Here is a 24,856-nt window from a genome sequence, read left to right on the forward strand (position 1 = left end):
TTTATATTTATAGACACTTGCAAATCTTTATTGGAACTTATTATAGCTGTTCTATAACAATCTTAGTATTACCATCTTTTCAATAATTGTGCCTGACAGATGTAGCCAACCTGGATTTATAAAATCCGGTTGGCTACATCTGTCAATTGCTCTAAATTGCGGCATTCAAAAACTTGGTTGCAAAAACGCTGATATTCTTTCATCAGGCAGTCACCCTCAAGCCAGTCATTCTCCGGCAACGGGTTCAGCCAATACACCGCTTGCGCTCTATCAGAAATTTTAGCTAGTTCTTCAGAGCCCCCCGGATGCCAATTATTGCGGCCGTCACCCAAAATAATCAGCTTAGTTCGAGCCGTAATCGCGGCGAGCTCATACCTGGCAATCTGCTCAAACACTAAATCATAACGCGACAGCCCTACCCGGCGATTAAAGCGATCTCTGAGGTGTCTGGCCTGTAAAAAGGCATTAACATCCTGGGTTTTAAACCATTCAGTAACTTCCACAGCCTCATCAACAAAGACAAAAGAACGAATGTTGGCGTAGCGCCGGTGCGCCGCCTGCACTAATTGCAACATAAACCGGCTAAACCGCTCTACTGAGTTAGAAACATCGCATAACAACCATAAATCAACTTTACTTTTTACCTTATCCCGGTATTTGAGACGCAAGGGGCAGCCACCTGTGCGTACCACTTCCTGAAAGGTACGGCGAATATCAATTTTGCCGCGTTTAGCACGGCGCATACGGATACCAGGATGCTCGGCCAGTTTTTTCGCCAATTTTGCAATCTCTTGTTCGACAGCTGCGATCTCGGCAGTTGCCAGGCAATCGAATTCGCGGCGGCGGATATTGGCATACTCTACCAACTTGATAATATGCTGCCGGCCAAACTGCCTAACGGCTTTGCGCTCAAGCTCTCTGCGAATAAGTGCTTCTAACTGGGCAAATGTTTTCTGCCACTTTTGAAAAGCGCTCTCTTTCATTTGTCCGGTGGCATAACTGCGTTCAACCTTGTTAATGGCCTCAAACCATCTAAGCTTTACCTGGACCTGGCGCAGTTTACTTGAGATTTCCTCAGGCTGAGCATTATCAAGCGGCATTTCAGACGTAATTTGCCTTGCCAGAGCTTCTAAGACGGCAGACGGCAGGTTTTCAATGGTTTCCAGTAAGCTGTCGGCACTTCCTCCGGCACCAGCCGAACTAAGTCCGCTACCATCGGCAGACGCGCCCTTGATCGTAAGCGCCTCCTGCTCAGGCTTGACTAGTTCCGGCGGCGGCGCAAGGTCGAAATACAAATCAAACAACGCGGTAAATACCGGACGCTCCCACATGCTTTTGACAAGTGTTGTCTCAAGCACGCCCCGTAACAGCAACGGGGAAAAACCGGTAATTTCGGCTGCCTTCAGAGCGTCGGCTGCTTCCATTGTCGTTACCGTTAGACCGGCTTCCCGCAATAGCCGGACAAAGTCAACAATCATTTGCTTCATGGCTTTATTAAATAAGCCAGCTTGTCTGCAACAAGATCACGATCTTTGGTATATTTAAGCAACGCAGTTAACGTGACACGAACTGCCTCAACAGTCAACTCGCCGCCCAACAGATTCATAGACTGCACCCAATCAATACTTTCTGTGACGCTGGGCGGCTTTTTGAGCGGTTGCTTACGAATGTTTTGGATAAATTCGACAAGCTGGGTGGTAAATTTACGGTCAACCTCCGGGGCATTGAGCTCGACAATGGCGATTTCCCGTTCGAAATCAGGATAATCAATATGAAAATGAAGACACCGCCGGCGTAAAGCATCGCCCAGTTCACGGGTGCTATTGGAGGTCAGCACAACATGTGGGCGGGTAACAGCTTTTATCGTCCCAAGTTCAGGAATAGTTACCTGCCAGTCTGAGAGAGCCTCTAAAAGAAAACTTTCAAATTCCTGGTCACTTTTGTCAATTTCGTCAATTAACAGCACAACCGGCTCAGAGCAGGTAAGTGCTGTTAACAACGGGCGTTTCAGTAAAAATTCCTGGTCAAAAATCTGCTGTCGTCCAGTCTCCCACCCCCGCTCAGCCAAGGCTTCTATCTGGATATAAAGCAGCTGCTTTTGATAGTTCCATTCATATAACGCTTTACTTTCATCAAGCCCTTCGTAACATTGCAGACGAATCATCCGGCAACCGCGCAAACGAGCCCACACTTTCGCCAACTCGGTTTTGCCGACACCGGCCGGCCCTTCCAGTAGCAGTGGTTTTTCAAGGTTTTCCGCCAAATACAGGGCTGCAGCCAAATTGTCATCAGCTAGGTAACCGTTGGCGGCTAACCCAGCCTTACACTCATTAATTGCTTCATTCACTTGTCACCAGCTCCATCACTATGCTTAATTAGCAGCTTATCACATTGGCTGCCAGAAAACTTTATCCATGACAATACAGCCATACAGAGAAAAGTTACAATATTAGCGAGAAATACAGGCATGCTGTTGATGTAATAGCCGTACACCATCCAAAAAAACACACCAGTAGTCATCATGACGATCCATGCAGTCGAAAAATCTCCTGCCGATTTACTTTTGATTGTTTTGTACACTTGTGGAAAAAAAGACACTGTAGTAAGAATTCCGGCCAGGCTGCCAATAAATTCAATCATTAGAGTACTCCTTCCCATCTTTGAACACTTTTACAATTTTCCGAACACAGGCTATGTCTGTTAACGGGTTACCTGCCAGTACCAGGAAATCTGCGCGTTTGCCTGCTTCAAGCGTTCCTAGTTCCTTACCCATGCCCACTGCCTCAGCCGCCAGGCCAGTCGCTGCATGCAATGCAGTTGCTGGCGGCAGACCGCAGTCGGCCAACAAACAAATTTCTCGCCACACATCGCCATGCTCAACACCAAGTGCACCGGCATCAGTGCCTGCAACAATTTTAGCTCCAGCCTGATATGCCCGTAAGACCATGGCCTGGTGACGTGAGAGCACGGCCTCAATACCGCCAGGGGGGAGCGTTTGGGTCTGATGCTTTCGGCCATAATCTAGCATTCGTTCAAACGGTACCAAGGTTGGTATCCAGTACACCCCGCTCTCCGAAATTAAATCCGCGGTAACTTCATCGATGAGCGCACCATGCTCCAAAGTGGTTACCCCTATAACCAACGCCTGACGCACACCGTCCACGCCGTTGGCATGTACAGCAACCGGCTTTTTTAGGCGCCGCGCCTCATTTGCCACCGCTTGAGCCTCGGCCAGCGACAATTCAACAATGCCAGCATCCTGGCGAACAAAATTAACACAACCTGTCATCATAATTTTGATGCAGTCAGCACCGCCTTTGGCTTGCTCTCGTACTGCTTTGATCATTTCTTCCGGCCCGTCAGCTTCCCGCCCGCCAGCATAATGGAAATGACCGCCGGTAATTGAGATAGCTTGACGGGAAGTCAGCACCCGAGGACCAGAAGCCACTCCCTGTTTAACAGCTTTTTTTAAAAGCGAATTAATCTCATATGACCCGCCCAAGTCGCGGACAGTAGTTACACCCTGTTTAAGCGTCAGAGCCAGGTTTTTAACCGCCCTGATAAGAGTTGTGTCTTTGTCTTCTTTCCACCTCAAAGTACGGGCCTTTAGATCAGAGATGCCCTCCAAAAATAAATGCACATGCGGATCAATAAGACCAGGCATAACTGTGTACTCAGAGTAATCAACCGCTGCTGCTACTTGATCAGCAGCAAACTCTTCCGCTTTGCCTACGCCGGCAATGAGTCCGTCTTTTACAGCCAGGTAACAGGCTGATTGAGCTGGCCCAGCTGTACCATCAATCAATAAACCGGCTTTTATGAGCATACCATCAAGTTCCTTCTTTCACATATTTCTTCATGAACAGGATAATTTTTCGTTTTCCTGCCGGTATTCAATATGATGCATTATGTCCCAAACAAAATGCATCTGAGTCTGCCAATATACGGTCTTTCCATTACCGCTTTCTACGGTACAGTATTATGCAGAAATATTCTGCATAAATACTGTAAGTACCTGCCAAATCAAGGCAGAATATTTTATAAACCTATTTTAGAAAGCCATACTTGACATTATGTCACTGGCTAAGTATAATTACAAATGTAATATACTTAGTTCGATTATGGGGATATAGCTCAGCTGGGAGAGCGCTTGAATGGCATTCAAGAGGCCAGCGGTTCGATCCCGCTTATCTCCACCAAATAAAAATAGGACTTGCGTGCATGCAAGTTCTTTTTTTATTTGGTTAAATCCATCTTACCATCATACAATACCTTGACTGATATACCTCTGTAGGATAAACTAGTATCAACTCATGCTATGATCTAAAGGGGAGTAGCTCGCAAGTACAACACTTGTGAGGATAGGGTCAACACCCGGCGTTTTGCCTGGCCCTACCATTGGTAAATGCCAATAAGCGAGACCTTTAGTATGGATTCACTATGCCATGCTAAAGTGTTTCGCTTTTTAGTTATTAAAATCATGCGATAGGAAAACTATGCCAGATGGGAGCGTGTCAATGGAAGCAATCTTAGAAATACTTTTGGAATGGGGTCTCACCGGTCTTTTAATTGCCGCATTCACGGAGTCTTTTATTTCTCCGGTATTACCTGACCTGCTTCTCATCCCCTTAGCGTTAGCCAACCCGCAAAATGCTATATATTATGGCTTAGCAGCCACTTTCATCTCGGTCTTGGGCGGTCTGATCGGCTACATGCTGGGGCTAAAGATCGGGCTGCCAGCAGCTCGCAAGTTTATACCTGAACGATATATGGATAAAATATATTGTACAGTGAAAGAAAATGCTCTCTGGGCGGTATTTTTAGCCTCTTTGACCCCTATTCCATACAAGTTCGTCAGTATAACAGCTGGGGCGCTAAAGATAAATCTGCCGCTATTTCTGATCATTTCTTTAGTTGGACGCGGTAAACGCTTTTTACTTGAGGGGGTACTAATTTACTATTTCGGTCCCCGAGCTGTAGAAATGTTTACACAGCATAAGGATGATCTGCTGATTATCTCACTCATAATTATAACAGTTGCAGGGCTAATTGCGTATGTTATGAAAAGAAGCAAAAAGACGGAAACCGTGGTAGATGAGTTGTAAAATGTTTGCCCGCTGCTGTTATAGCTAGCGGGCAAATTGTTTAAGGAGGAGTAGTTGTGATAATTATGTACTGGCCGTGAGTTTGATACCCAGTATAAAAGGATATGATATAATCGTAATCGTACATATTATTTCATTACAGGGAGAGTGTTATCGTAATTTTGGACATAGCCTCGATTAGTACCGAGATCATAATTATTCTGGTTTTAATTTTTGCTAACGGTTTATTTGCTTTGACTGAAATGTCTATCGTATCTTCCCGGAAGAGCCGTTTAGAAAACATGGCTGCTAGCGGCAGTAAAGGTGCCAAGGCAGCGCTCAAATTAACTGAAGAACCTACACCGCTTTTATCTGCCGTGCAAATCGGCATTACACTAATTGGTATTCTTACAGGCGCTTTTGGTGGCGCTAAATTATCAATGTTTCTTGCTTCCCTATTGAATACGATCCCCTTTCTTAGTGGTCACAGTAATGCCATCAGTCTTGCTCTTGTTGTGGGTACCATCACTTATCTGTCACTCATAATCGGTGAATTGGTCCCCAAGAAACTGGCACTTAATAATCCTGAGAAAATCGCTACAGCCGTCGCCAGACCAATGTCAGCGTTTGTGCGTATCAACCGGCCGCTGGTTCATCTCTTAGGCCTTTCCACTAATATGGTGATGAAGCTGTTAGGAGCTAAACCGCCAGAAGAACCGCCGGTCACGGAAGAAGAAGTCAGAGTGTTAATCGGACAGGGAGCACAGCACGGAGTCTTTGAAAAGTCCGAACGTGAAATGGTTGAAAATATCTTTGTGCTCGGCGATATGCGGGTAGGTGCGCTCATGACTCCCCGTACCCAAATCAAATGGCTCGATATTGAGGATAACGACCAATACAATCTCCGCATTATCAGAAACGCTAATCATCTATTTTTTCCGCTGGCACGTGGCAGCTTAGACGACATAATAGGCGTTGTTTATTCTAATGAACTCTTATCAAATTATGTTCCTGGCCGCCCTTTACAACTTGAAAAGACCGCCCGTCAGCCTCTCTATATTCCAAAGAACACGCCAGCTCTTAAAGTGTTGGAAAAGTTTCGGGAAACGGGAATCTATGTAGCGCTGGTTGTCGATGAATATGGTGGTATCTCTGGCTTAATCAGCCTTTACGATATTGCTGAGCATATTGTGGGTGATATGCCCTATCTGGGTGAAGATGACGATCCCGATGTAATTGCCCGTGAAGACGGGTCATGGCTGATCGATGGAATGCTTTCAGCTGAGGAATTGAAAGAGTTACTTGACGTTGACCGTTTTCCCGGTGAAGAGAGAGGTTACTTTCAGACCCTGGGTGGGTTTATTGTTTCTTATCTTGGTCACATCCCCAATGCAGCGGAAAGCTTTGAATGGAACGGTTATCGATTCGAGATTGTAGATATGGATAAGGCCCGGGTTGATAAGGTTCTTGTTACCCGCGCACTCACGCAAGATGTTAGCAATCAATTTGAATAAACATGAAACCCTGCGAGTTAAAAACTCTGCAGGGTTTTTGTATAAGCTAGGGCTTAAGCCCACCTGACCGGTGGCTAGAAAGTCCGCATCGCTGGTTCGCGTTTATCGCCAATTGTATTAGCGTAATCCTCAAGTTGGGCAGCTAGAGTACTGCTGGCCGTTATGATCTCGGCATCAGCTGAATAAGAATTCTGCATAAGTTCGCTAAGTTGCTGTCTAAGCGCTTTTACTTGCAGGGAAATGGTCTGTAGCTGTTGATCCATGCAGTATACCTCCCACTCATGTTTTTATTAGTGTTTCCACCAAATTAAAAAATCATGTATTCAGCATTGCATTGACAAAACTAGCAATCATTGTCGCTCATGTGAATCTATCGGTGCGGGAAAACTAATTTCAGCATGGGAGGTGATAATTTGACAACCAAAAAATCTGCTTTCTGGAATGGCAAAAATTTTGCCGGAGAATCACATGTTGGTGCTAAGAGCTTAATCAATGAAGGCCCTCGAACAAGCCCTACCCAAGCAAAGTATGAAGTGAGCAATGACACCATCTCTGCTGCTGACCTCCAGCCTGCTACCAAATCTGCCGAAGAGATAACGAATAGCGGCGGCTGACCTCCCAGACGATAAGCGGCAGTTTGCCCGCAACTAAAATGTTCACAATCAAACGCGCAGGAGGGATTATATGGCTAACAAAGACAAAAAAAATAAGCAGGAAGCAAACATCGATACCTCAAAAAACACGAATAACTCTGACCAGAAAAAGCATATGCCCTGCAAGAATTCTCTTCCCACATGAAAATGATAAAGAAACTGAAGGTAGCCTAATCGCCGCCTTCAGTTTCTTTTAGATAGGTCCAACCCTCTTTTTGTTCAATATGCTTGTCTTTAAGCAGGCGTCCGATAGCTCGCTTAAAGGAGGCTTTACTGATATTAAACTTTTCCTTAATAATTTCAGGAGGTGAATCGTCACTATACGGCATCTGCCCACCTCTGGCGCGAAGTACTTCAAGTATCTTTTCAGCGTCAGTATCCATGGCGTATTCTTTGAGCGGACGCATAGATACGTTAAGCCGGCCATCTTCTCTGAGATATGTAACCCGGGCCTCCAGTTCGGCACCAACGCGAGGACGTTCCGTCATCTCATCGTTATGAAGAAAGGCGATAAACCGGTCTTTGGTAAAAATAAAGGCCCCCTGGTCGCTATAGTTGTACACTGAGCCAGTAACAGTATCGCCGATTTTTATACCCTCTGCCGGTCTAGAAGCCTGTCTGAGCTCATCTTCCACTTCCATAGTAACAGCAGGCCGCCCGGATTTATCACGATACAGTTTGACCCATACCTTCTCGCCACGGCGCGGTATACCCCTCCTGCCGGCATGGGGCATAAATACTCCTCGTTCAGCACCAATATTGACAAATGTTCCATCGCGAGTCGTATTAATCACTTCGACTCTGGCCACTTGTCCTTCCCTCATTTGCGGCAGACGCATACTGGCTGTCAGCCGGCCTTTAGGGTCTTTATAAAGGTATACCTTGACAGTTTGTCCTACGGCTACCTCTTCAGCCTGCTGCGCCTTATGCAGCAATATATCGTCACTGGTATTACCCGTACCGGCGTCTAGAAATGCTCCAAGTTCACTTTTGCGGACTACAGTCAAGTCAACTACATCACCGGGTTTATAGTTATGCTTACGGTTATCCATAATTACACCTAGCCTTGATAAACTACTTGTTTCGCATCGCCCCACAAACGCTCAAGCTTGTAAAACTGCCGGTCTTCTTCGACAAAAATATGAGCCACACAATTGCCGTAGTCGAGAAGCACCCACCGCGCATCACGATAGCCTTCTCTACGCAGCAGCCTAATCCCCTGTTCTCCAAGCTGTTCTTCAATGCTATCGGCAATCGCTTGTACCTGTGTGGTCGAGTTAGCGCTGCAAACAACGAAATAATCAGTTACCGGTGAAATGCCGGTTAAATCCATAATCACGATATCGCCTGCTTTTTTGTCGCTGGCAGCCTTGGCCACTAATTCGGCTAAATTATTGTCATTGTGAATCATTCGTTAAAAAATACCTCCTGGAAACACTCTTCTTTAAACTATCTTTTTCTTTCCGAATTTATTTTATTCGGGCTAAGAGGGCATTTTTCCTGCAAAAAAAAGGTAAAGCACAATAAATTACGCTTTACCCCGGTAATCTTCAATTTTTTCTGGTAGAACCAGAGGGTTACTGATATATCCCGCTTACTTTGGTTGTAGACATAAACATAGTTTCAACCAGCTGTTTTGTCTGTTCCTTATCTGGTACCCAATAGCTAAGCCCTTCGATTGTCGCAAAATCGCCAGGCAGCATTTCCGTGTGTAGGTTACTGGAGCTAAAACTTTTGAGGCTGTTAGCCACTTTGACCATAGTTATTGCAGACATGTCAGTCTCAACATACTGGTTAAGGGTATTTACTAGCGCAGGCACTTTCAATATGGTACCCACTTGCATCATTTCCTTGGCCAACGCTTTTAAGAAACGCTGCTGGCGCTGCACCCGGCCAATGTCACCAAGTTCATCACTGCGAAAACGTACATATTCACCCGCTTTTTCGCCATTCAGGTGCTGATATCCTTTATTAATATGGATATCAAGATTAGCATAAGGATCCTCATAGTTCATGTCATGCTCAACATAGAGGTCTACACCACCCATAATGTCAATAACCTTAATAAACGCCTGCCAGTCAATAACTACATAGTAATTGATCGGAATGTGCAAAAATTGTTCAACTGTGCTGCGGGCCAGTTCAGCACCACCGTAAGCGTATGCATGGTTAAGCTTGTCATAGCCTTTACGCCCGGGAATATTAACCTTGGTATCACGTGGTAATGACAGTAAATTAACGGTCCCGTTCTCTGGGCTAATGCTCGCTACCATCATCGTATCTGAACGTCTGGCCGTATCATAAGGATTTTCATTATCCTTATCATCCACCCCTAAAAGCAAGATGTTAACTCTGTTACTTAATGTTTCTGGCGGCCGTTCAGTAGACTTGACGACTTGTGCTGTAGGCGTAGTACGTACAATATTAAGATAAGCGTACACAGTTGCACCTGCTAAGGCAATTACCGCCATCAGTAGTAGGATGAGCAGGATAAGCACTCTGTCCCAGCGAATTTTTCGCGACCGTCGTCCGGATTTATTTTTCAGTTCGTTCATGGTATCATCTCCTCTCCCGAAAGACAACACCCTTTACTTAAATTGAGTTGTTTTGTCTTTGTAGTAATAAATAATTACGCCCCTCAATCGTGGCCGGATGTATAAGCACACCTTGTTCAATCACATAGTGAAGGGACTGGTCATAAGCGGCAAGCATAGCCGCATCTAAATCATCTAAAGCCAGGCTGCGAAGCTTGTCTACACCAGGAAAATCGCGGCTCGGTTCGATAAAATCAGCCAAATAAATAATTTTTTCAAGGTTTGATAAATTGCGTCCACCAGTAGTGTGAAGCGCAATGGCCTTGAGAATATGAGGGTCAGTAACCCCATATTCTTTTTGAGCTAAACAAGCACCCAGTGGCGCATGCAGCAGAAGTGGTTGACGATATTCGACATCATTCACCACTATACCAAAAGCTGCTGCTGTTTGCAATAGGTTATTACTGGGTATACTCCGGGCACAGTCGTGGAGTAATCCAGCTAGTTTGGCTTTATCTATGTCTTCCCCAAACCGGGCAGCCAAGTCTGCCGCCGTCTGGCTTACACCAAGCGAATGGCGAAACCGTTTATTCGATAAAAGTTGTGACAGTTTTTCCGCTGCTTGCTTATAATCCATTATTTGACACCACCTGTTCTCTACTACTAAAATTCGGCAATTTATTCAGATATCCTTTTTATATAAATAAAAAACCTCCTAGAAATAGGAGGTGAAATAGCATCAAAATCCATGTATGATCTACAGGCTAAATGCCACTAGGATTAGTCCTGTCGTGGTTTAGCTTCATTAACAACAATCTGACGGCCTGCGATTTGAGAGCCATTCATGGCCTCAACCATTTTTTCGGCGTCAGCGTCCTCCACCTCCACAAAACCGAAACCACGGGACCGGCCCGTTTCTTTGTCAGTAATTATTCTGCTTGAAACAACAGAACCATGCGGACGAAAAGCGTCAGCAAGAGCTGTGTCTGTAGTGTTCCAAGGCAGGTTGCCGACGTAGAGTGTTTTTGCCATAGGGAATCACCTCCGTTACATCAGGATACTAAAACAAAACAGATTTTACGTTAACATTATCTGCAAAAACAAAAGATTTATGCTTACCGAAGTCTGCCTTTATTTGGCACGTAGGCTCAATTAACGATATAAGCCTTCTTTATAAATATAGTCTTCGACACTTTCAGGTACTATGTATTTGATTGAGCGACCCTTTTTCACCCGTTCCCGAATGTCCGTTGAAGATATTTCAAGCTCTGGCGTAGCCAGCCGCTGAATACTACGTCGTCCTTTTGCCCCAAATTGTTTGATTACCTGATCGATGTAACTGATACAGCCTGGACGCGTAGCAGCCACAAAATAACATAATTCCAATAACTGGTCAATTTCCTGCCAGCTGGGTAAGTCCTTAACTGCATCCGCGCCTGTAATGAAGTAAAGATCTGTGTTGGCACCGTAACAGTCAATTAGTTCTCTAACAGTATCTACCGTATAAGAGGGACCGGAACGTTCAAGTTCAATCCCAGATACAAAAAAATACGGGTTAGAATACGTAGCCATGACTGTCATAATATAACGGTGGATAGCTGGTGTAACCAGTGACTGCTGTTTATGAGGCGGATTACTGGCAGGAATAAATAAGACTTTATCAAGATTGTATTCAATACGAACAGCTTCGGCGGTGACTAGATGACCTACATGAATAGGGTCAAACGTCCCGCCCATAATACCAACTTTATCTTTTGCGTGCGCCATGATTTTCTGCCTTTCGAAAAATATCCAAAAAATTCTAAAACTTTGTTACTATTATAGCAAATGCCTGTCGATATGAAAAGCGATTCAGAGGGTTAGCAATAATTTTATAGCCAGCCATACTATCATGATTACACCTGCTATTATGCCTGCTGCCTGGGTGTAATCAACAGCATCATGGCGTCCCTTAGGCGTACGCAAATAGTTCTTCACAGCGTAATAATAACCTGTCATCAGTTTTATTTTACTCATATTATATGATCACAAAACAAAAGCACTTCAATACCTTATTTGTAAATCTTGCACCCTGTTTCATTATCCTGCAGGTCTCTCCTTTTAGGCATAGGCCATCATAATTACAGTTAATTCCATCAATATTCTATCATATCCTGCCTAATCTACAAAAGTATTATGAAAAACTCGACATTGAAAACCTTCCCTGTGCCTGACAGATATTTAGGTAAAAAAATGAGATTGCCCCAACTGCTACTCACAATGAGCTAATGTGTAATCATTGTAAGCAATCGTAAAGCAATCCCGCTTGTCATCCTTAGTTAGTTATGTGAAATTTACCTAATTTGCCCATTACCATTTACCATATATTTGACGCTGGTAAGCTCAGGCAGACCCATAGGTCCTCTAGCATGAAGCTTTTGCGTGCTTATGCCGATTTCAGCACCAAATCCAAATTCAAAACCATCGGTAAAGCGGGTCGAGGCATTGACATAAACAGCAGCGGCGTCAACTTCCTGCTGAAAGCGCCTGGCATTATTGTAGTCATTGGTAATAATTGCTTCAGAGTGGCGAGTACTATAGGCTGCAATATGCTCAAGAGCGGTGTCCAAATCATCTACCACTCTCACGGCCAGAATCAGATCCAGGAACTCGGCAGCCCAATCTTCCTGGGTAGCCGGCTTGACCGCCTGATGATATTTCATAACCTCGGGGCAGCCCCTTAACTCAACACCAGCTTGTTGATAACGCTCTAAAATAGCTGGTAAAAACGCAGCCGCAATACCCCTGTGCACCAGCAAAGTCTCCATGGCATTACACACGCCGGGACGCGATACTTTGGCATTGAAAGCGATATCCTGAGCCATTGTAAGATCAGCGCTAGCGTCAACAAACGTATGACACACGCCTGTACCTGTTTCAATAACCGGCACTGTGCTGTTCTCTACAACAGTCCTGATTAGCCCAGCCCCGCCACGGGGAATAATTACATCTAAAAATTTATTAAGTTTCAGCATGGCAGTAACAGCCTGTCGGTCGGTTGTCTCAACAAGTTGGATAGCACCTTCCGGTATACCGGAAGCAGCCGCCGCCCTGGCAATAACAGCCGTAACAGCACTATTAGAGCTGATGGCTTCGGAACCGCCACGTAAAATTACAGCATTACCAGACTTCAGGCACAAGCCGGCGGCATCGACGGTAACATTGGGGCGGGCTTCATAGATAATACCGATAACACCAATCGGCACACGAACTTTAGTAATGGAAAGGCCGTTAGGCCTAATCCAGCCGGACACAGCTTCACCGACAGGGTCAGGCAGCGTTGCAATCTGTCTCAAGCCATCGGCCATAGCTTTTATTCTGGGTTCATTCAACAGCAAACGGTCAATAAGAGGCTTAGCCATCCCGTTCGCTGCAGCACGCTCGACATCTTGGGCATTAGCGGCAACAATTGCAGCTTGTTCTTGCTGTAAAGCATCAGCCATGGCTAACAGCGCCTGATTCTTTACAGCAGTTGACATCGAGGCCAACCGGCGGGCGGCCTCTTTGGCGACCGCACCTTTTTCAGCAAGCTCGGTTATATAGTCCATGCTCCCTCTCCCCCTCTTACACTAAAAGTACCAGATTATCGCGATGCACAACCTCATCATACGGCTTAGAGCCTAATATATAACTGATTTCATGAGTATGAGCTCCCATGATTTTTTTTACATCTTCAGCGCAATAGTTAGTTATACCGCGAGCTAGTTCCCGTCCGTTAGCGCTTTTTATGCTAATGGTATTTCCTAATTCAAAATCACCATCCACAGCAGCTATCCCTGCGGCTAAAAGGCTTGAGCCACCAGTTAAGATGGCTTGCTCACAGCCTTTGTCCACTGTTACCCATCCACTCACACTGACACCAAAAGCCAGCCAGCGTTTCCTGATTTGCAAGCGGTTTTCCTTTGAAATAAAAACTGTGCCGACGTTGCTTCCCTGCAGCACTTCGCGGACTACGCCATCTCGCCCGCCTGAGGCAATTACCATGGCTACGCCAGAATTGACGGCAATTTTTGCTGCTTGAATTTTTGTATACATACCGCCCGTACCGCGAACTGTACCCGGACCACCGGCCAATTCCTCGATGTCTGGGGTAATATCAGCAATTTCACTAAGCAGTGTGGCGCTCGGATCAGTCTGAGGATTAGCAGTATAGACACCCTCTACGTCTGACAGAATGATTAGCAGATCAGCATCGATAATACTAGCGACCATGGCCGAAAGAGTATCATTATCGCCGATTTTCAGTTCGTCAATCGCCACAGCGTCGTTCTCATTGATAATGGGAATGACGCCCTGATTTAAGAGCGCCATTAATGTGTTGCGGGAGTTGGTATATCGCTTGCGGTTAACCGAGTCGGCGCGAGTCAGTAACACCTGAGCAACAATTTGGCCGTATTCTCCGAACATTTTTTCATAAATATGGAGCAAAATTCCTTGGCCGACAGCAGCGGCAGCCTGTTTTTCCGGAATCGTCTTAGGCTTCTCTTTCAACCCTAGACGATCTACACCGGCACCGACTGCTCCAGAAGAAACCAGAATAATCTGCTTGCCTTGATTGGCAAGGTCAGATAATTCACGAGCTAGTTTCTCGATTCTTAAGAGATTAAGTTTGCCGGTGGCGTGAGTTAATGTGCTGGTACCAACCTTAATGACAATACGTTTCGCATTGCCCAAATTTTCTCTGGTAAGCATAATACTAATACTCCCCCATAATTCACGGCAGTTCTATCTTAGATTTTTCCTCGTTTTTCTTATATAATAAGCCATTGCGGCCAATTACCTGTACAAGTTCTGCACCAGTGGCCCGAGCCAGTGCGGCAATAGCTGTTTTGGGCTCTTCCGGGCTGTTTTGCAGCACCCGGACTTTAATAATCTCACGGACAGTCAACACTTGAGCAGCACTTTCAATGACAGAATCCACTACGCCGCCTTTGCCTATCTGAACAACAGGCTCAAGAGTACTTCCAAGTGCCCGCAAAAATCGTTTTTGCTTGCCGGTTAATGTGGTTTCGTTTGCTAGCAAAATAGTTCCTCCTATGGTCTAAACTCAAATTCCATATCTCGTATTCGGACAGTATCACCTTCTTTGATACCACGCGTCCTAAGTTCTTCATCAATTCCCAGTTTACGCCAAATTGACTGGAACCGTCTCAAGCCTTCTTCATCGCCAAAACGCGTCATCGCGACAAGCTTTTCAATCCCTTCGCCTTCGACGACAAAAGCGCCATCATCATCCCGCTTAACAGAAAATGCATCTTCCGGCTTGGCTTCATACACCTTGGCTTCTTCAATTTCTTCCGGCTCTTCAACATATTCTGCCAGAAGCTGTGCTGCTCGCTGCATCAGGGCTGTTAATCCCTCACCGGTTGCGGCTGATACAGGATAGATCTCATGACCTAATCCAGTCATATACTCTGCCACCCGGTTATAATTCTCCTGAGCCTCAGGCAAATCCATTTTATTAGCGGCTATAATCTGGGGACGCTTGAACAGCCTTTCGTTATATAGTTTAAGCTCATTATTAATTTTATGGAAGTCATCAATAGGGTCACGGCCTTCCATACCGGAAATATCCAGTACGTGGATTAGCACTTTGGTACGCTCAACATGGCGGAGGAAATCATGCCCAAGCCCTACGCCCTCATGCGCGCCCTCAATAAGTCCTGGAATATCAGCAAGGACAAAGTTCTGGCCCTCAGCAATGCTGACAACCCCCAGAACTGGTGATAACGTGGTGAAGTGATAGGCAGCAATTTCTGGTTTAGCTGCCGATACCATCGACAGGATACTCGACTTGCCTACACTTGGATATCCTAAGAGGCCAACATCTGCGAGCAGCTTAAGTTCTAACATAAGCGAGCGTTCTTCACCTGGTTCGCCTAATTCGGCGAAAGTAGGCGCTCGATTCACACTATTGACAAAGCGTGCATTGCCGCGTCCACCCCGGCCGCCTTTAGCTACTATTACTGTCTGACCCGGTTCAGTAATGTCGCCAAGCACTTGGCCAGTGGCTTCATCTTTAATAATGGTTCCTGGCGGCACTTTAATCAGGAGATCTTCAGCGCCCCGGCCATGCATATTGCACGTTTGGCCGTTAGCACCACTATCGGCTTTAAACTGACGTTTATAGCGGAAATCAATAAGGGTGTTAAGGTTTGCATCGCCAATTAACACTACATTAGCGCCGCGGCCGCCATCGCCGCCGTTAGGGCCGCCTTTAGGAATGTATTTTTCCCGGCGCATACTGGACATACCGTTGCCGCCGCTACCAGCGTTAACGGTGATTTTAGCTCTGTCTATAAACATAGAAATCCCCTTGCGTTTTTATATGTAATATGCGCTATTGCGCTCGTTTTTATCAGTGGCTGGTCAAAATATCAAGCTGCAAGGTAGTATATAGTTAAATGTGCTCATTTTTATAGGTTGTCAGCACATTTGATATCATTTCAGGGTCGTGCGCCAATTTTTCTATATATTGCAGCGCCTTTTCGTCACGTCCCAATTGAATCATAGCGTGAATAACCTGCAGGTGGTTTAAGAAATCATGACGCTGAATACGGAGCAGTTTGACTACGTCTGTACATGACATTATTTCAGAGCAGGCTGTGTTTGTCATACAATCATCCTTCCAATATACTGCAGAATGATATGTCTTTCGCCCCGACCAGCCAAAATACCTGTCGCATTTCGACAGTTTTGGTAAAAATATAAAAAACCTGCGGCTTTGTGGGCCGCAGGCATTTCTTAGATAGCTTCTTCAGCTGCAGAATACACACTTACTTGCCGGTCATAACGGCCTTTACGCTCGAAAGCGACTTTACCGGGAACTTTGGCAAACAAGGTATCGTCTTTGCCGATGCCGACGTTATTACCGGGATGGAAATGAGTACCACGCTGACGCACTAAAATGCTGCCTGCAGTGACAACTTCACCGGCGTGACGTTTAACGCCCAGGCGCTTAGCTTCGCTATCACGACCATTACGGGTGCTACCCACACCTTTTTTATGAGCAAATAACTGTAAGTCAAAAGAATTCAATTTGAATTTTTCCATGTTGCTTTCACCTCCTGTGCTCAATAATTCGAACACTCTTAGGATATAGTTTGGCAATTTCAGTTAGACCAAGGAGCATGGTTTCAAAGACTGCGGCCGTAAGACTGTCAGGCCGATCGGCAAGTTCGATCTTAAGCCCGTTACGGTCCTGCACCAAGTTAATTTCCCGCTGTAAGTGGCGTTCAATTCCCATGATGGACGACTGAGTAAGAGCAGATACGCCTGCACAAACAATATCCTGACCATGCGGTGCAGCTTGTGCATGCCCGTTCACCATAAATCCCGTAATTGCCTGATTGTTATCGCGAATTAATGTAACCGTAATCATTATCCGGCCTTAAGCAAAAATCTTGTCAATGCGGACTTTGGTAAACGGCTGACGATGGCCTTGGCGACGACGATAGTTGGACTTGGCTTTGTATTTAAAAACCAAAATCTTCTTACCTTTGCCATGAGACACTACTTCAGCAGTAACTTTAGCGTCAGCTACCAGCGGCTTGCCGATAACTACTTCGCCGTCTTTTACTACAGTCAGAACACGGTCAAAGTCAACAGTCTGACCTTCAGCCGCTTCGATTTTCTCGATAGTGAGCACATCGCCTTCAGTAACGCGGTATTGTTTACCGCCTGTTTCGATAATAGCGTACATTAATATTGCACCTCCCCTACGTAGGACTCGCCGAATACGGTACACCGGAACTCTAAATAAGCAGTTCCTGGATGGTTTAGGAACCTCTCCGCGCGGTTAAAGTAGACTAATGCCTACATCATGAAATTTTACCATAATGCTAATAGTTTGTCAATCCGGTTTCCAGAGCAGCGAAAACATCTCCGGGTTCATGGTTGGAGCCGCTTCTACACCAAGAGTTCTGGCTGTTTCCTGTTCAAGACGTTTAAGCTCTCCCTGCCGGTTTAAGAACTCAGCTACCTGGGGATGAACCTGAATTAACAGCCTCCCTCCCGTCCGGGGGCGTTTGTTTAATTTTCTCAGTTCCCGTTTGATATCAATTACCACTGTTTCCGGTGATTTAATCCGGCCTCTGCCCAAACAGCACGGGCACTGGCCGTAGAGCATACCATTGATGTTTTGTCTTGCCTTTTTACGGGTCATTTCCACCAAACCCAAATTGGTAATGCCTAAAACATTGGATTTCGTCCGGTCTTTTTTTAGCTCAAGTTCTAGCGCATTCAACACGGCTGCGCGTTGTTCGGCTTTAGCCATATCAATAAAGTCGATGATAATAATACCACCAATATCTCTTAACCTGAGCTGTCTGGCAATCTCGGCGGTCGCCTCCAAGTTTGTCTGAAATACAGTTTCTGATAGATTGGTGTTGCCAATAAATTTGCCGGTATTAACATCAATGACAGTCAGTGCTTCCGTATAATCAATAACAAGATAGCCGCCACATGCTAAATCTACCCGCCGATTGCGCAGGCTTTCCAGTTTGGTGTCAATATTAAACCGGCTGAACATATCTCCATCAGGCCCGGCTGTTTGTTCATACAGTCTGACACAGCCAACAAGCTCAGGTGATGTATACTTCAGTAAATCAACAACCCGGTTATAGGCCTCTTGGCTGTCGATAACAAATTCAGTAACATCGTTTGTCAAATAATCGCGAACAATCCGTACGACAAGATCTGCATCCCGGTAAATGAGCGCTGGCGCGTTAATCCGTTTGACTCTGGCGCTCAGGGTTGACCACATGTTAGTCAGGTAGGCCATGTCGTTTACTAGTTCATCCTGACTTTTGCCGGCGGCCACGGTCCGGACAATGACGCCCATACCCGCGGGGCGAATTTTTTCAGCAAGCTGTCTCAATCGTTCCCGTTCGGTTTCATCTTCAATGCGGCGTGAAATGCCAATATAATCGACAGTTGGCATAAGCACAATATACCGTCCTGGCAACGTCAGACTGATCGTGGCACGCGGTCCTTTCTCGCCCATAGCATCTTTGGCAATCTGCACCAGTATATCCTGTCCGACCGTCAAATGCTGGCAGGCTGCCTGACGCCCGGCATCTCCCATATATAAAAATGCGTTTTTATCTCGCCCGATATCAACAAAAGCAGCCTGCATACCAGGAAGAACATTTTTCACTTTACCTTTATAGATGTTGCCAACCAGATGCCCACTTTCGCTGCGTTCAACCGATATTTCCATAAGTTCGCCGTCTTCCAAGAGCGCGACTCTGGTTTCTTCCGGCATAACATTGGCAATAATACTCTTTTTCATACCCGTTTCCTTTTACTTAATTATAGTTCAATCGGTGACCGCTGCACCCGCCCGTCACTCACGAATAACCCGGTGCGGTGGATAAGAGCGCTGCCATAATCAGCCGGCAGACCATAGCTGCCTGTTAGAACGGCAAGCACTTCTGCGGGCTTAACACTGCCGCTTGGTGTTATTTTTATAGACAGGCTCAATGACAGCCACGATTGATTCTCTGGCGCCAGCTTAGCTGTAACCGGTGCGGCAAGATATTCTTTAATATCGATCTCGCGGCGTCCTTTGGGCGATTCCTTAATGTAAATGATTTCAACTTCGCTGTTGAAATTGCTTACGCTTGTCATTACAGTATCCCACGTCGCTTCTGGCGCTAACGGGATAGCAATTTCATAGGTTGCCAGGTTAACAACTGCCATGAGTGCCTGGCTGGGCGTACCCATATATCTGGCAGACTTAAGTTCAATACCAGCAGGCAGCTGCGAATTAAGCCGCGTCTCTATGCTGGCAATTTCCGGCTCTTCCGACAGCTCAAGATCAAGGTATTCGGCCTCACTTGTCACGCCTACCGCCAACGCCGAAGCAAAGGCCATTTTCATATGAGGGTTAAAACCTTCAGAATAGGCAGCAGGCAGTTTGGCACGGCGAACAACTCGTTCAATTGTTCCGGCAAAATCCAAGTGAGATACGTAGCGGATTTCGTTGCCTTTAGTTATTTTTAGCCGTAATTTTGCCATTATGCCTGCCCCCAATCGACTACTTTAACATCAAGCCCCTGGCAAACACCGCAGGCACCGCACAGTTCCCGGCGGCAGTCAGGTGTAAAAGCTTCCTGCTGTGCAGCCTGCCATTCCCGCACCAGGAAAGAATTGTCCACTCCTGATGATAGGTGCTCCCACGGTAAATCTTCATCCTGGTCCCTATGACGGCTGGCATAAAAAGCGGGGTCAATGTTCTCGGCGGCAAAAGCTTCCATCCACACACCATACTTAAAATGCTCAGACCATCCGTCAAACTTAACGCCATTCTGCCACGCCCGGAGGAGTACCTTGCCCAATCGGCGGTCGCCGCGGGAAAATACCCCTTCAAGAAAGCTGGTACGTGCGTCATGCCAACTGAGCGAGATGCTGCGGTCTTTGATAAGGGACCGTAAGAGCCTTTGTTTTCGTTCAATTTCCTCAACTGAATCTTGCCCGAACCACTGGAAAGCAGTATGTGGCTTAGGCACAAACGATGATACACTGACAGTTACTTTAGCACCTTTTCGACCTTTTATCTGTTTATAAAGGTCGGCAACACGCTGCGCCAAAGTGGCAATACCAACTATATCTTCATCAGTCTCAGTAGGCAAACCAATCATAAAGTAGAGTTTAATGGTTGACCACCCTGATTTAAAAGCAGCGCTTACTGCCGCGGTGAGGTCCTCCTCAGTCACACCTTTATTGATTACATCCCGTAGACGCTGCGTCCCCGCCTCAGGTGCAAAGGTCAAACCACTTTTCCTTACCTGCTGCACCTGTTTGGCCAGATCAATAGAAAAGCTGTCAATTCTGAGAGAAGGCAGCGACACACTTACCCCCTGCTGTTTAAACCGGGTAGTAAGCTGGGTAATTAAATGGCTAAGACAGGAATAGTCGGCTGAGCTTAATGAAACCAATGATATCTCGTTATAACCGGTATTATCGATAAGCTCCTGGACATAGTTTATCAGTGTCTCCATTTTGCGCTCACGTACAGGACGGTAAAGCACCCCAGCCTGACAAAAGCGGCAGCCTCGGGTACAGCCCCGGAACAATTCAAGCATTATGCGGTCGTGAACAATCTCAATAAAAGGAACAATGGGCTTAGTAGCAAACATTACTTGATCAAGATCTTGGATCACACGTTTGGTAATGACCGGCTTAGCCTCTGGTACAAGTGGCCGTATACTTGCCGACCGGCCATCGGCATGATACTCTGCTTCATAAAAAGCCGGTACATAGATGCCCCGAATTCCGGCAAGTTGTTTCAATATACCTGCTTTGCCTTGGGGTTTACCAGAGCGTTTCCACGCTGCGACAGCAGCGGATACTTCACCGATAACGTCTTCAGCTTCTCCTAAAATGAAGAAGTCAACAAAGTCAGCCATAGGCTCAGCATTAAAAGCACAGGGCCCGCCGCATACTATCAGCGGATGTGTTTCATCACGGTCAGCCGCCAGCAGAGGGATACCGGCTAAATCGAGCATATTAAGCACATTGCTGTAACTTAATTCATACTGTAAGGAAAAGCCAACAATGTCACAGTCAGCGACCGGCCGCTTAGTCTCCAGCGTATATAATCGAATCCCGGTATTTCTCATTTCTGCTTCCATGTCTACCCATGGAGCATAGGTACGTTCGGCAAACGTATCAGGTCGTTCATTTAGTATCTGGTACAATATTTTTAGCCCCAGGTTGGACATACCGACTTCATATACGTCAGGCATAGCCAGGACAAAACTCACTGTAACCGAATTAAGGTCTTTGACCACACTATTCCACTCATGGCCGGTATAACGGGCTGGTTTCACCACCCTGCTCAAGATAGCAGGACTAACAGGGTCTAAGGGATGCATATGTACCTCCAAATAAATAGCTATAAAAAATATTATGTATTTTTCCAGCAGAAATATCAAGCCTTATTTATAAAATCATTTACTTTGCCCTTAATTCCCCGCTCAAGCAGGCCTTCCCATACTTCGGTCTCGGTAAGAGCCCCGCTCAGCCGGAAATCACGGTCAACAATATGAATAACATAATACTGTTCTGGTCCAAACAATCGAATGACGTCACTGATAGCAGTACTCTCCATAGCCGTGAGATGGCTGGTAGGCATAACGCCGGTGCCTGAAAGCTCTGCTTTTTTACCTGCCAAAATTCGCATAGCCCGAAACCCAGCCAGATTGTTTTCAGTCCGGGCCGTGATGAGGAGAAATCCGGCTGCAATCAGCATTGTTAAGTTTATGGTACCATGAAGCCAGTATCCCCCCCCGGCGAATAGTATCAGTAGACATCCAATCATATGACTGATTGTAACAACAATGGCGGTGGCCTCACGGTAATCGCGCCTCCGTGATAGTATAGCCCGTAAAATTCTACCTCCGTCAAGTGGCAGAGCCGGCAGCAGATTGAAGAGAGCCAGCGTGAGATTAACTTCACCATAGAATCTAAGTACCTCCTGCCAACTACCCGCCTCACTCATCTGGGCATAACATAAAGCCGCCAGAACCAGGCTTGCCAGTGGTCCGGCGGCTGCTATCATTATTTCACTGCCCGCTCCGGCATCAGCGAGGCGCTCAACGCGTGCCATAGCACCAAAGGGCAGAAATTCAACCTGCTTAACCTTGTAGCCTAAGCCGCTGGCCATTAGCATATGAGAAAGTTCATGCCATAATACAGCACTAAATACCAACAGTATTTTGCTAACAAGCCCGGCAGCCGAAAATAAAGCAATCAACGCTAGAAACCAATTGTTTAATATAATCTCAACCCCTGCTACTTTACCGGCCCGCATATTTCACATCCTTTACTTAGCAGACTCACCTTTTATTCTGGGTAGAGGATCGATCGCTTTGCCGTTCTCCCTCAGTTCAAAATAAAGTACAGGCGCAACAGCTCCTGTTTTTCCGACTCGCCCCACTACCTGCCCCTGACTCACAGCATCGCTGTCTTTGACTAAGACATCGGCCAAATGTCCGTAAACAGTTTCGACACCTTGCCCATGATCGATAATCAGCACTTTCCCGAACTGGGCGCTGTCAGTAACTATTTTGACTTTGCCTGTCGCAGCAGCTCGCACACTGGCCCCTGCCTGAGCGGCGATATCAATGCCTTCGTGCAAAGTCTCCTGTTTAAGCGCCGAATTTGTCCGCCAGCCGTACCCAGTCATTACCTGCCCCTCTACAGGTTTAGTCATGTACATTAAAGGGTCAGCGGGCCGCGAAATTGTCGCTTGGACTTGTTTTAAGACCGGAATTTCCGATAGTTGTATGGCGTTCGGCCAATATGTATTAACATAATCTACTGTCCTCACTGTATAGTAAACAAAATCAGTCTGGGTAGTTAGCATTTGTTTCACAGCACCTGTGACTTCCTGTCCAATCCTAGTGTCCGAAACATGGGCGCCATAAATCATGGCAAATATCGCCAATGCCGTAACTGTCTTTTTTAGCCAGGTATAGTCAGGTGTATCTTCATAATAAGATTGCCAATTTCTTTCATTATTGCGATTGCGCATAGCAAATTGCCAGCGGTTTTTTAATCGATTCCACAGCTTTGTCATGCTAAGCCCTCCATAAACACCGGCTAAAGTATTCTTATGGAATATATATGACAAAACTACAAATTTATAACTATGAAAACAATCTCTGTAGCAATAAAAAGTAAAGCGAGCCATCGGCTCGCTGGTGTTAAAACAGTATCTTTTGCCTTCGCATATAGATATTTAACAATATCCCAATACTGACTAGATTGGTGGTTAGTGAACTTACACCGTAGCTCATAAGCGGCAATGGGATACCGGTAACAGGCATAATGCCTGCTGTCATACCGACATTAACCAATACATGGAAAGCCAGCATGGAGGTGATGCCTGTTGCTACAAGCATACCAAAGTTGTCGCGGGCTGACCCGGCAATTTTTACGCCACGGTAAAGTAAAATGAGGTAAAGCAGTAAAATCAGTGTTGCGCCGACAAATCCCAATTCTTCGCCGATAACTGCGAATATAAAGTCAGTGTGGTTTTCCGGCAGAAAGTTAAGTTGGCTCTGCGTGCCATTAAATAATCCTTTGCCAAACAACATGCCGGAGCCAATGGCAATCTTGGATTGGATGATATGGTAACCAGAACCCAGGGGGTCGACATTAGGGTCAATAAATACTGTTAACCGCTTTTTCTGATAGTCTTTTAAAAAATGCCAGAAAATCGGCATGAATGCGGCGCCGGCGCCAACGATCATCATCAGATGGCGCATACTAATACCAGCTACAAAAATCATACCAAATAATATTGCTAAAAATACCAGAGAAGTCCCTAAGTCAGGTTGTTTTAATACCAGAAGGAATGGTATCCCAACATAAATAAATACCGGGATTATCTCTTTAAAGCTATTGAGCTTACCTGAACGTTTATCGAGGATTTGCGCCAAAGCAATAATCATTATAAGTTTGGAAAACTCTGATGGCTGCAAGCTAATCGGGCCAATTTGAATCCAGCGCTGAGCCCCCAGAGCTGATTGACCGACAAACATAACCGCCAATAGCATGATCATGTTAAAGGCATAGAAAAAACCGGCAAATTTCTCAAGTGACTTATAGTCAAAATTTAGCATTATGAAAATTAAGGCAATGTTCGCCAGAGCAAATAGCCCTTGGCGTTCAACATACCAGTAGCGATCCTCACTGGGACTGTTGATGTGAGTGGCACTGCCAATAATAATCAGGCTAATAACAACGAGGAGGGCTGTAACACCAATAAGTATAAAGTCTAGGTTCCGCAAAAGGCGCTGGTTAAGCATACAGAGTAACCTTCTCTCTAACAATGTCTTATATATTATAATAGTATTTCCCGCCTGCGTCCAGTATTGCGGACAATCGAGTAGGAGCTGAGTAATTATTTACTCAGCGACCTCTCACACCACCGTACGTACCGTTCGGTATACGGCGGTTCAATAGAATTAGTGTATTAATGAATATCTTTCACTTATGGTGATAAAGCCTAATTTCCTTAG

29 protein-coding genes and 1 tRNA gene are annotated in these 24,856 nt (G+C 45.8%); 4 read left to right on the plus strand and 26 right to left on the minus strand.

From position 1 onward, the window contains the following. Window positions 1–116 precede the first annotated feature (116 nt). The 4 genes from VN447_RS00255 to VN447_RS00270 are packed head-to-tail and all read right to left on the minus strand — an operon-like array spanning window position 117 to window position 3,826. Window positions 117–1,487 (minus strand): VWA domain-containing protein, encoded by a 1,371-nt coding sequence (locus VN447_RS00255; protein ID WP_325521618.1) that lies wholly within the window; start codon window positions 1,485–1,487, stop codon window positions 117–119. Continuing rightward, on the minus strand, window positions 1,484–2,347 hold the full coding sequence (locus VN447_RS00260; RefSeq protein ID WP_325521619.1) for a MoxR family ATPase: 864 nt from the start codon (window positions 2,345–2,347) through the stop codon (window positions 1,484–1,486). The genes VN447_RS00255 and VN447_RS00260 overlap by 4 nt, the downstream gene beginning before the upstream one ends. Continuing rightward, window positions 2,344–2,640 carry a SemiSWEET transporter gene (locus VN447_RS00265; RefSeq protein WP_325521621.1) on the minus strand — a complete coding sequence of 99 codons (297 nt, stop codon included), beginning with the start codon at window positions 2,638–2,640 and terminating at the stop codon, window positions 2,344–2,346. The genes VN447_RS00260 and VN447_RS00265 overlap by 4 nt, the downstream gene beginning before the upstream one ends. Then, window positions 2,633–3,826, minus strand: coding sequence for an amidohydrolase family protein (locus VN447_RS00270; RefSeq protein WP_325521623.1), 1,194 nt, complete (start codon window positions 3,824–3,826; stop codon window positions 2,633–2,635). Before VN447_RS00270 ends, VN447_RS00265 begins: the two co-directional genes overlap by 8 nt. A gap of 297 nt (window positions 3,827–4,123) precedes the next feature. On the opposite strand from VN447_RS00270, the gene VN447_RS00275 reads away from it, so the two are divergent. The 3 genes from VN447_RS00275 to VN447_RS00285 all read left to right on the plus strand — a co-directional run bounded on the left by VN447_RS00275 (window position 4,124) and on the right by VN447_RS00285 (window position 6,598). After that, window positions 4,124–4,199 (plus strand) — tRNA-Ala (locus VN447_RS00275). Window positions 4,200–4,517: 318 nt separating this feature from the next. Beyond that, window positions 4,518–5,105 (plus strand): YqaA family protein, encoded by a 588-nt coding sequence (locus tag VN447_RS00280; protein ID WP_325521625.1) that lies wholly within the window; start codon window positions 4,518–4,520, stop codon window positions 5,103–5,105. A 161-nt stretch (window positions 5,106–5,266) separates the two neighbouring features. Then, entirely contained in the window at window positions 5,267–6,598 is a 1,332-nt protein-coding gene (locus VN447_RS00285) for a hemolysin family protein (RefSeq protein WP_325521627.1), read from the plus strand. 74 nt (window positions 6,599–6,672) lie between these two features. Here the strand turns inward: VN447_RS00285 and VN447_RS00290 are convergent, their stop codons facing one another. Further along, window positions 6,673–6,861, minus strand: coding sequence for a hypothetical protein (locus VN447_RS00290; protein WP_325521629.1), 189 nt, complete (start codon window positions 6,859–6,861; stop codon window positions 6,673–6,675). Window positions 6,862–7,011: 150 nt separating this feature from the next. Between VN447_RS00290 and VN447_RS00295 the strand changes: the two genes are divergently transcribed. Beyond that, a complete protein-coding gene (locus VN447_RS00295; protein WP_325521631.1) occupies window positions 7,012–7,212 on the plus strand; it encodes a hypothetical protein in 201 nt (66 codons plus the stop codon). A gap of 209 nt (window positions 7,213–7,421) precedes the next feature. On the opposite strand, the gene VN447_RS00300 is transcribed toward VN447_RS00295, so the two are convergent. From VN447_RS00300 to rodA, 21 genes are all read right to left on the minus strand, one after another. Then, window positions 7,422–8,303: a CvfB family protein gene (locus VN447_RS00300; RefSeq protein ID WP_325521633.1), complete on the minus strand. Its 882-nt coding sequence runs from the start codon at window positions 8,301–8,303 to the stop codon at window positions 7,422–7,424. An 8-nt stretch (window positions 8,304–8,311) separates the two neighbouring features. Next, a complete protein-coding gene (gene rsfS / locus VN447_RS00305) occupies window positions 8,312–8,662 on the minus strand; it encodes a ribosome silencing factor (protein WP_325521636.1) in 351 nt (116 codons plus the stop codon). A 166-nt stretch (window positions 8,663–8,828) separates the two neighbouring features. Beyond that, window positions 8,829–9,806, minus strand: a complete 978-nt coding sequence (locus VN447_RS00310; protein ID WP_325521639.1) for an LCP family protein — start codon at window positions 9,804–9,806, stop codon at window positions 8,829–8,831. 37 nt (window positions 9,807–9,843) lie between these two features. Then, window positions 9,844–10,422 (minus strand): bis(5'-nucleosyl)-tetraphosphatase (symmetrical) YqeK, encoded by a 579-nt coding sequence (yqeK, locus tag VN447_RS00315; RefSeq protein WP_325521642.1) that lies wholly within the window; start codon window positions 10,420–10,422, stop codon window positions 9,844–9,846. 143 nt (window positions 10,423–10,565) lie between these two features. Then, on the minus strand, window positions 10,566–10,817 hold the full coding sequence (locus VN447_RS00320; protein WP_325521644.1) for an RNA-binding protein: 252 nt from the start codon (window positions 10,815–10,817) through the stop codon (window positions 10,566–10,568). A gap of 120 nt (window positions 10,818–10,937) precedes the next feature. Further along, window positions 10,938–11,552, minus strand: coding sequence for a nicotinate-nucleotide adenylyltransferase (nadD, locus tag VN447_RS00325; protein WP_325521646.1), 615 nt, complete (start codon window positions 11,550–11,552; stop codon window positions 10,938–10,940). A gap of 84 nt (window positions 11,553–11,636) precedes the next feature. Beyond that, window positions 11,637–11,801: a hypothetical protein gene (locus VN447_RS00330; RefSeq protein WP_325521648.1), complete on the minus strand. Its 165-nt coding sequence runs from the start codon at window positions 11,799–11,801 to the stop codon at window positions 11,637–11,639. A gap of 317 nt (window positions 11,802–12,118) precedes the next feature. Further along, on the minus strand, window positions 12,119–13,372 hold the full coding sequence (locus tag VN447_RS00335; protein WP_325521650.1) for a glutamate-5-semialdehyde dehydrogenase: 1,254 nt from the start codon (window positions 13,370–13,372) through the stop codon (window positions 12,119–12,121). A gap of 16 nt (window positions 13,373–13,388) precedes the next feature. Next, on the minus strand, window positions 13,389–14,516 hold the full coding sequence (gene proB, locus VN447_RS00340) for a glutamate 5-kinase (RefSeq protein ID WP_325521652.1): 1,128 nt from the start codon (window positions 14,514–14,516) through the stop codon (window positions 13,389–13,391). Between the two features lie 22 nt (window positions 14,517–14,538). Beyond that, window positions 14,539–14,847 (minus strand): ribosome assembly RNA-binding protein YhbY, encoded by a 309-nt coding sequence (gene yhbY, locus VN447_RS00345; RefSeq protein WP_325521654.1) that lies wholly within the window; start codon window positions 14,845–14,847, stop codon window positions 14,539–14,541. An 11-nt stretch (window positions 14,848–14,858) separates the two neighbouring features. After that, the gene (gene obgE / locus VN447_RS00350) at window positions 14,859–16,130 is read right to left on the minus strand and encodes a GTPase ObgE (RefSeq protein WP_325521656.1); all 1,272 of its coding nucleotides are present in this window, start codon (window positions 16,128–16,130) and stop codon (window positions 14,859–14,861) included. Between the two features lie 94 nt (window positions 16,131–16,224). Continuing rightward, window positions 16,225–16,440: a Spo0B domain-containing protein gene (locus VN447_RS00355; protein WP_325521658.1), complete on the minus strand. Its 216-nt coding sequence runs from the start codon at window positions 16,438–16,440 to the stop codon at window positions 16,225–16,227. Between the two features lie 128 nt (window positions 16,441–16,568). Then, entirely contained in the window at window positions 16,569–16,862 is a 294-nt protein-coding gene (gene rpmA, locus VN447_RS00360; protein WP_325521679.1) for a 50S ribosomal protein L27, read from the minus strand. Between the two features lie 22 nt (window positions 16,863–16,884). After that, entirely contained in the window at window positions 16,885–17,205 is a 321-nt protein-coding gene (locus VN447_RS00365; RefSeq protein ID WP_325521659.1) for a ribosomal-processing cysteine protease Prp, read from the minus strand. Between the two features lie 9 nt (window positions 17,206–17,214). Then, a complete protein-coding gene (gene rplU, locus VN447_RS00370; protein WP_325521661.1) occupies window positions 17,215–17,526 on the minus strand; it encodes a 50S ribosomal protein L21 in 312 nt (103 codons plus the stop codon). Between the two features lie 150 nt (window positions 17,527–17,676). Further along, window positions 17,677–19,116: an Rne/Rng family ribonuclease gene (locus tag VN447_RS00375; RefSeq protein ID WP_325521663.1), complete on the minus strand. Its 1,440-nt coding sequence runs from the start codon at window positions 19,114–19,116 to the stop codon at window positions 17,677–17,679. A 20-nt stretch (window positions 19,117–19,136) separates the two neighbouring features. Beyond that, a complete protein-coding gene (locus VN447_RS00380) occupies window positions 19,137–19,844 on the minus strand; it encodes a TIGR03936 family radical SAM-associated protein (RefSeq protein ID WP_325521665.1) in 708 nt (235 codons plus the stop codon). After that, window positions 19,844–21,703, minus strand: coding sequence for a TIGR03960 family B12-binding radical SAM protein (locus VN447_RS00385; RefSeq protein ID WP_325521667.1), 1,860 nt, complete (start codon window positions 21,701–21,703; stop codon window positions 19,844–19,846). The genes VN447_RS00380 and VN447_RS00385 overlap by 1 nt, the downstream gene beginning before the upstream one ends. 56 nt (window positions 21,704–21,759) lie before the next feature. Continuing rightward, the gene (locus VN447_RS00390) at window positions 21,760–22,641 is read right to left on the minus strand and encodes a site-2 protease family protein (protein WP_325521669.1); all 882 of its coding nucleotides are present in this window, start codon (window positions 22,639–22,641) and stop codon (window positions 21,760–21,762) included. A gap of 12 nt (window positions 22,642–22,653) precedes the next feature. Further along, on the minus strand, window positions 22,654–23,409 hold the full coding sequence (locus tag VN447_RS00395) for a M23 family metallopeptidase (protein ID WP_325521671.1): 756 nt from the start codon (window positions 23,407–23,409) through the stop codon (window positions 22,654–22,656). Window positions 23,410–23,536: 127 nt separating this feature from the next. Next, window positions 23,537–24,643: a rod shape-determining protein RodA gene (gene rodA / locus VN447_RS00400; protein WP_325521673.1), complete on the minus strand. Its 1,107-nt coding sequence runs from the start codon at window positions 24,641–24,643 to the stop codon at window positions 23,537–23,539. Window positions 24,644–24,856: the final 213 nt, after the last annotated feature.

The sequence above is a fragment of the Sporomusa sp. genome (assembly GCF_035561155.1).
Taxonomy (GTDB): Bacteria; Bacillota; Negativicutes; order Sporomusales; family Sporomusaceae; genus Sporomusa.

Bases quoted from the DNA above. Each gene is read 5' to 3' on its own strand.
- obgE (WP_325521656.1), bottom strand. From the start codon at position 16,130: ATGTTTATAGACAGAGCTAAAATCACCGTTAACGCTGGTAGCGGCGGC.
- VN447_RS00390 (WP_325521669.1), bottom strand. From the start codon at position 22,641: ATGCGGGCCGGTAAAGTAGCAGGGGTTGAGATTATATTAAACAATTGG.
- VN447_RS00330 (WP_325521648.1), bottom strand. From the start codon at position 11,801: ATGAGTAAAATAAAACTGATGACAGGTTATTATTACGCTGTGAAGAAC.
- VN447_RS00385 (WP_325521667.1), bottom strand. From the start codon at position 21,703: ATGCATCCCTTAGACCCTGTTAGTCCTGCTATCTTGAGCAGGGTGGTG.
- VN447_RS00310 (WP_325521639.1), bottom strand. From the start codon at position 9,806: ATGAACGAACTGAAAAATAAATCCGGACGACGGTCGCGAAAAATTCGC.
- VN447_RS00335 (WP_325521650.1), bottom strand. From the start codon at position 13,372: ATGGACTATATAACCGAGCTTGCTGAAAAAGGTGCGGTCGCCAAAGAG.
- proB (WP_325521652.1), bottom strand. From the start codon at position 14,516: ATGCTTACCAGAGAAAATTTGGGCAATGCGAAACGTATTGTCATTAAG.
- nadD (WP_325521646.1), bottom strand. From the start codon at position 11,552: ATGGCGCACGCAAAAGATAAAGTTGGTATTATGGGCGGGACGTTTGAC.
- VN447_RS00300 (WP_325521633.1), bottom strand. From the start codon at position 8,303: ATGGATAACCGTAAGCATAACTATAAACCCGGTGATGTAGTTGACTTG.
- VN447_RS00290 (WP_325521629.1), bottom strand. From the start codon at position 6,861: ATGGATCAACAGCTACAGACCATTTCCCTGCAAGTAAAAGCGCTTAGA.
- rplU (WP_325521661.1), bottom strand. From the start codon at position 17,526: ATGTACGCTATTATCGAAACAGGCGGTAAACAATACCGCGTTACTGAA.
- rodA (WP_325521673.1), bottom strand. From the start codon at position 24,643: ATGCTTAACCAGCGCCTTTTGCGGAACCTAGACTTTATACTTATTGGT.
- VN447_RS00375 (WP_325521663.1), bottom strand. From the start codon at position 19,116: ATGAAAAAGAGTATTATTGCCAATGTTATGCCGGAAGAAACCAGAGTC.
- VN447_RS00255 (WP_325521618.1), bottom strand. From the start codon at position 1,487: ATGAAGCAAATGATTGTTGACTTTGTCCGGCTATTGCGGGAAGCCGGT.
- VN447_RS00320 (WP_325521644.1), bottom strand. From the start codon at position 10,817: ATGGCAAAAACACTCTACGTCGGCAACCTGCCTTGGAACACTACAGAC.
- VN447_RS00265 (WP_325521621.1), bottom strand. From the start codon at position 2,640: ATGATTGAATTTATTGGCAGCCTGGCCGGAATTCTTACTACAGTGTCT.
- VN447_RS00395 (WP_325521671.1), bottom strand. From the start codon at position 23,409: ATGACAAAGCTGTGGAATCGATTAAAAAACCGCTGGCAATTTGCTATG.
- VN447_RS00280 (WP_325521625.1), top strand. From the start codon at position 4,518: ATGGAAGCAATCTTAGAAATACTTTTGGAATGGGGTCTCACCGGTCTT.
- rsfS (WP_325521636.1), bottom strand. From the start codon at position 8,662: ATGATTCACAATGACAATAATTTAGCCGAATTAGTGGCCAAGGCTGCC.
- VN447_RS00355 (WP_325521658.1), bottom strand. From the start codon at position 16,440: ATGACAAACACAGCCTGCTCTGAAATAATGTCATGTACAGACGTAGTC.
- yqeK (WP_325521642.1), bottom strand. From the start codon at position 10,422: ATGGATTATAAGCAAGCAGCGGAAAAACTGTCACAACTTTTATCGAAT.
- VN447_RS00270 (WP_325521623.1), bottom strand. From the start codon at position 3,826: ATGCTCATAAAAGCCGGTTTATTGATTGATGGTACAGCTGGGCCAGCT.
- VN447_RS00380 (WP_325521665.1), bottom strand. From the start codon at position 19,844: ATGGCAAAATTACGGCTAAAAATAACTAAAGGCAACGAAATCCGCTAC.
- VN447_RS00365 (WP_325521659.1), bottom strand. From the start codon at position 17,205: ATGATTACGGTTACATTAATTCGCGATAACAATCAGGCAATTACGGGA.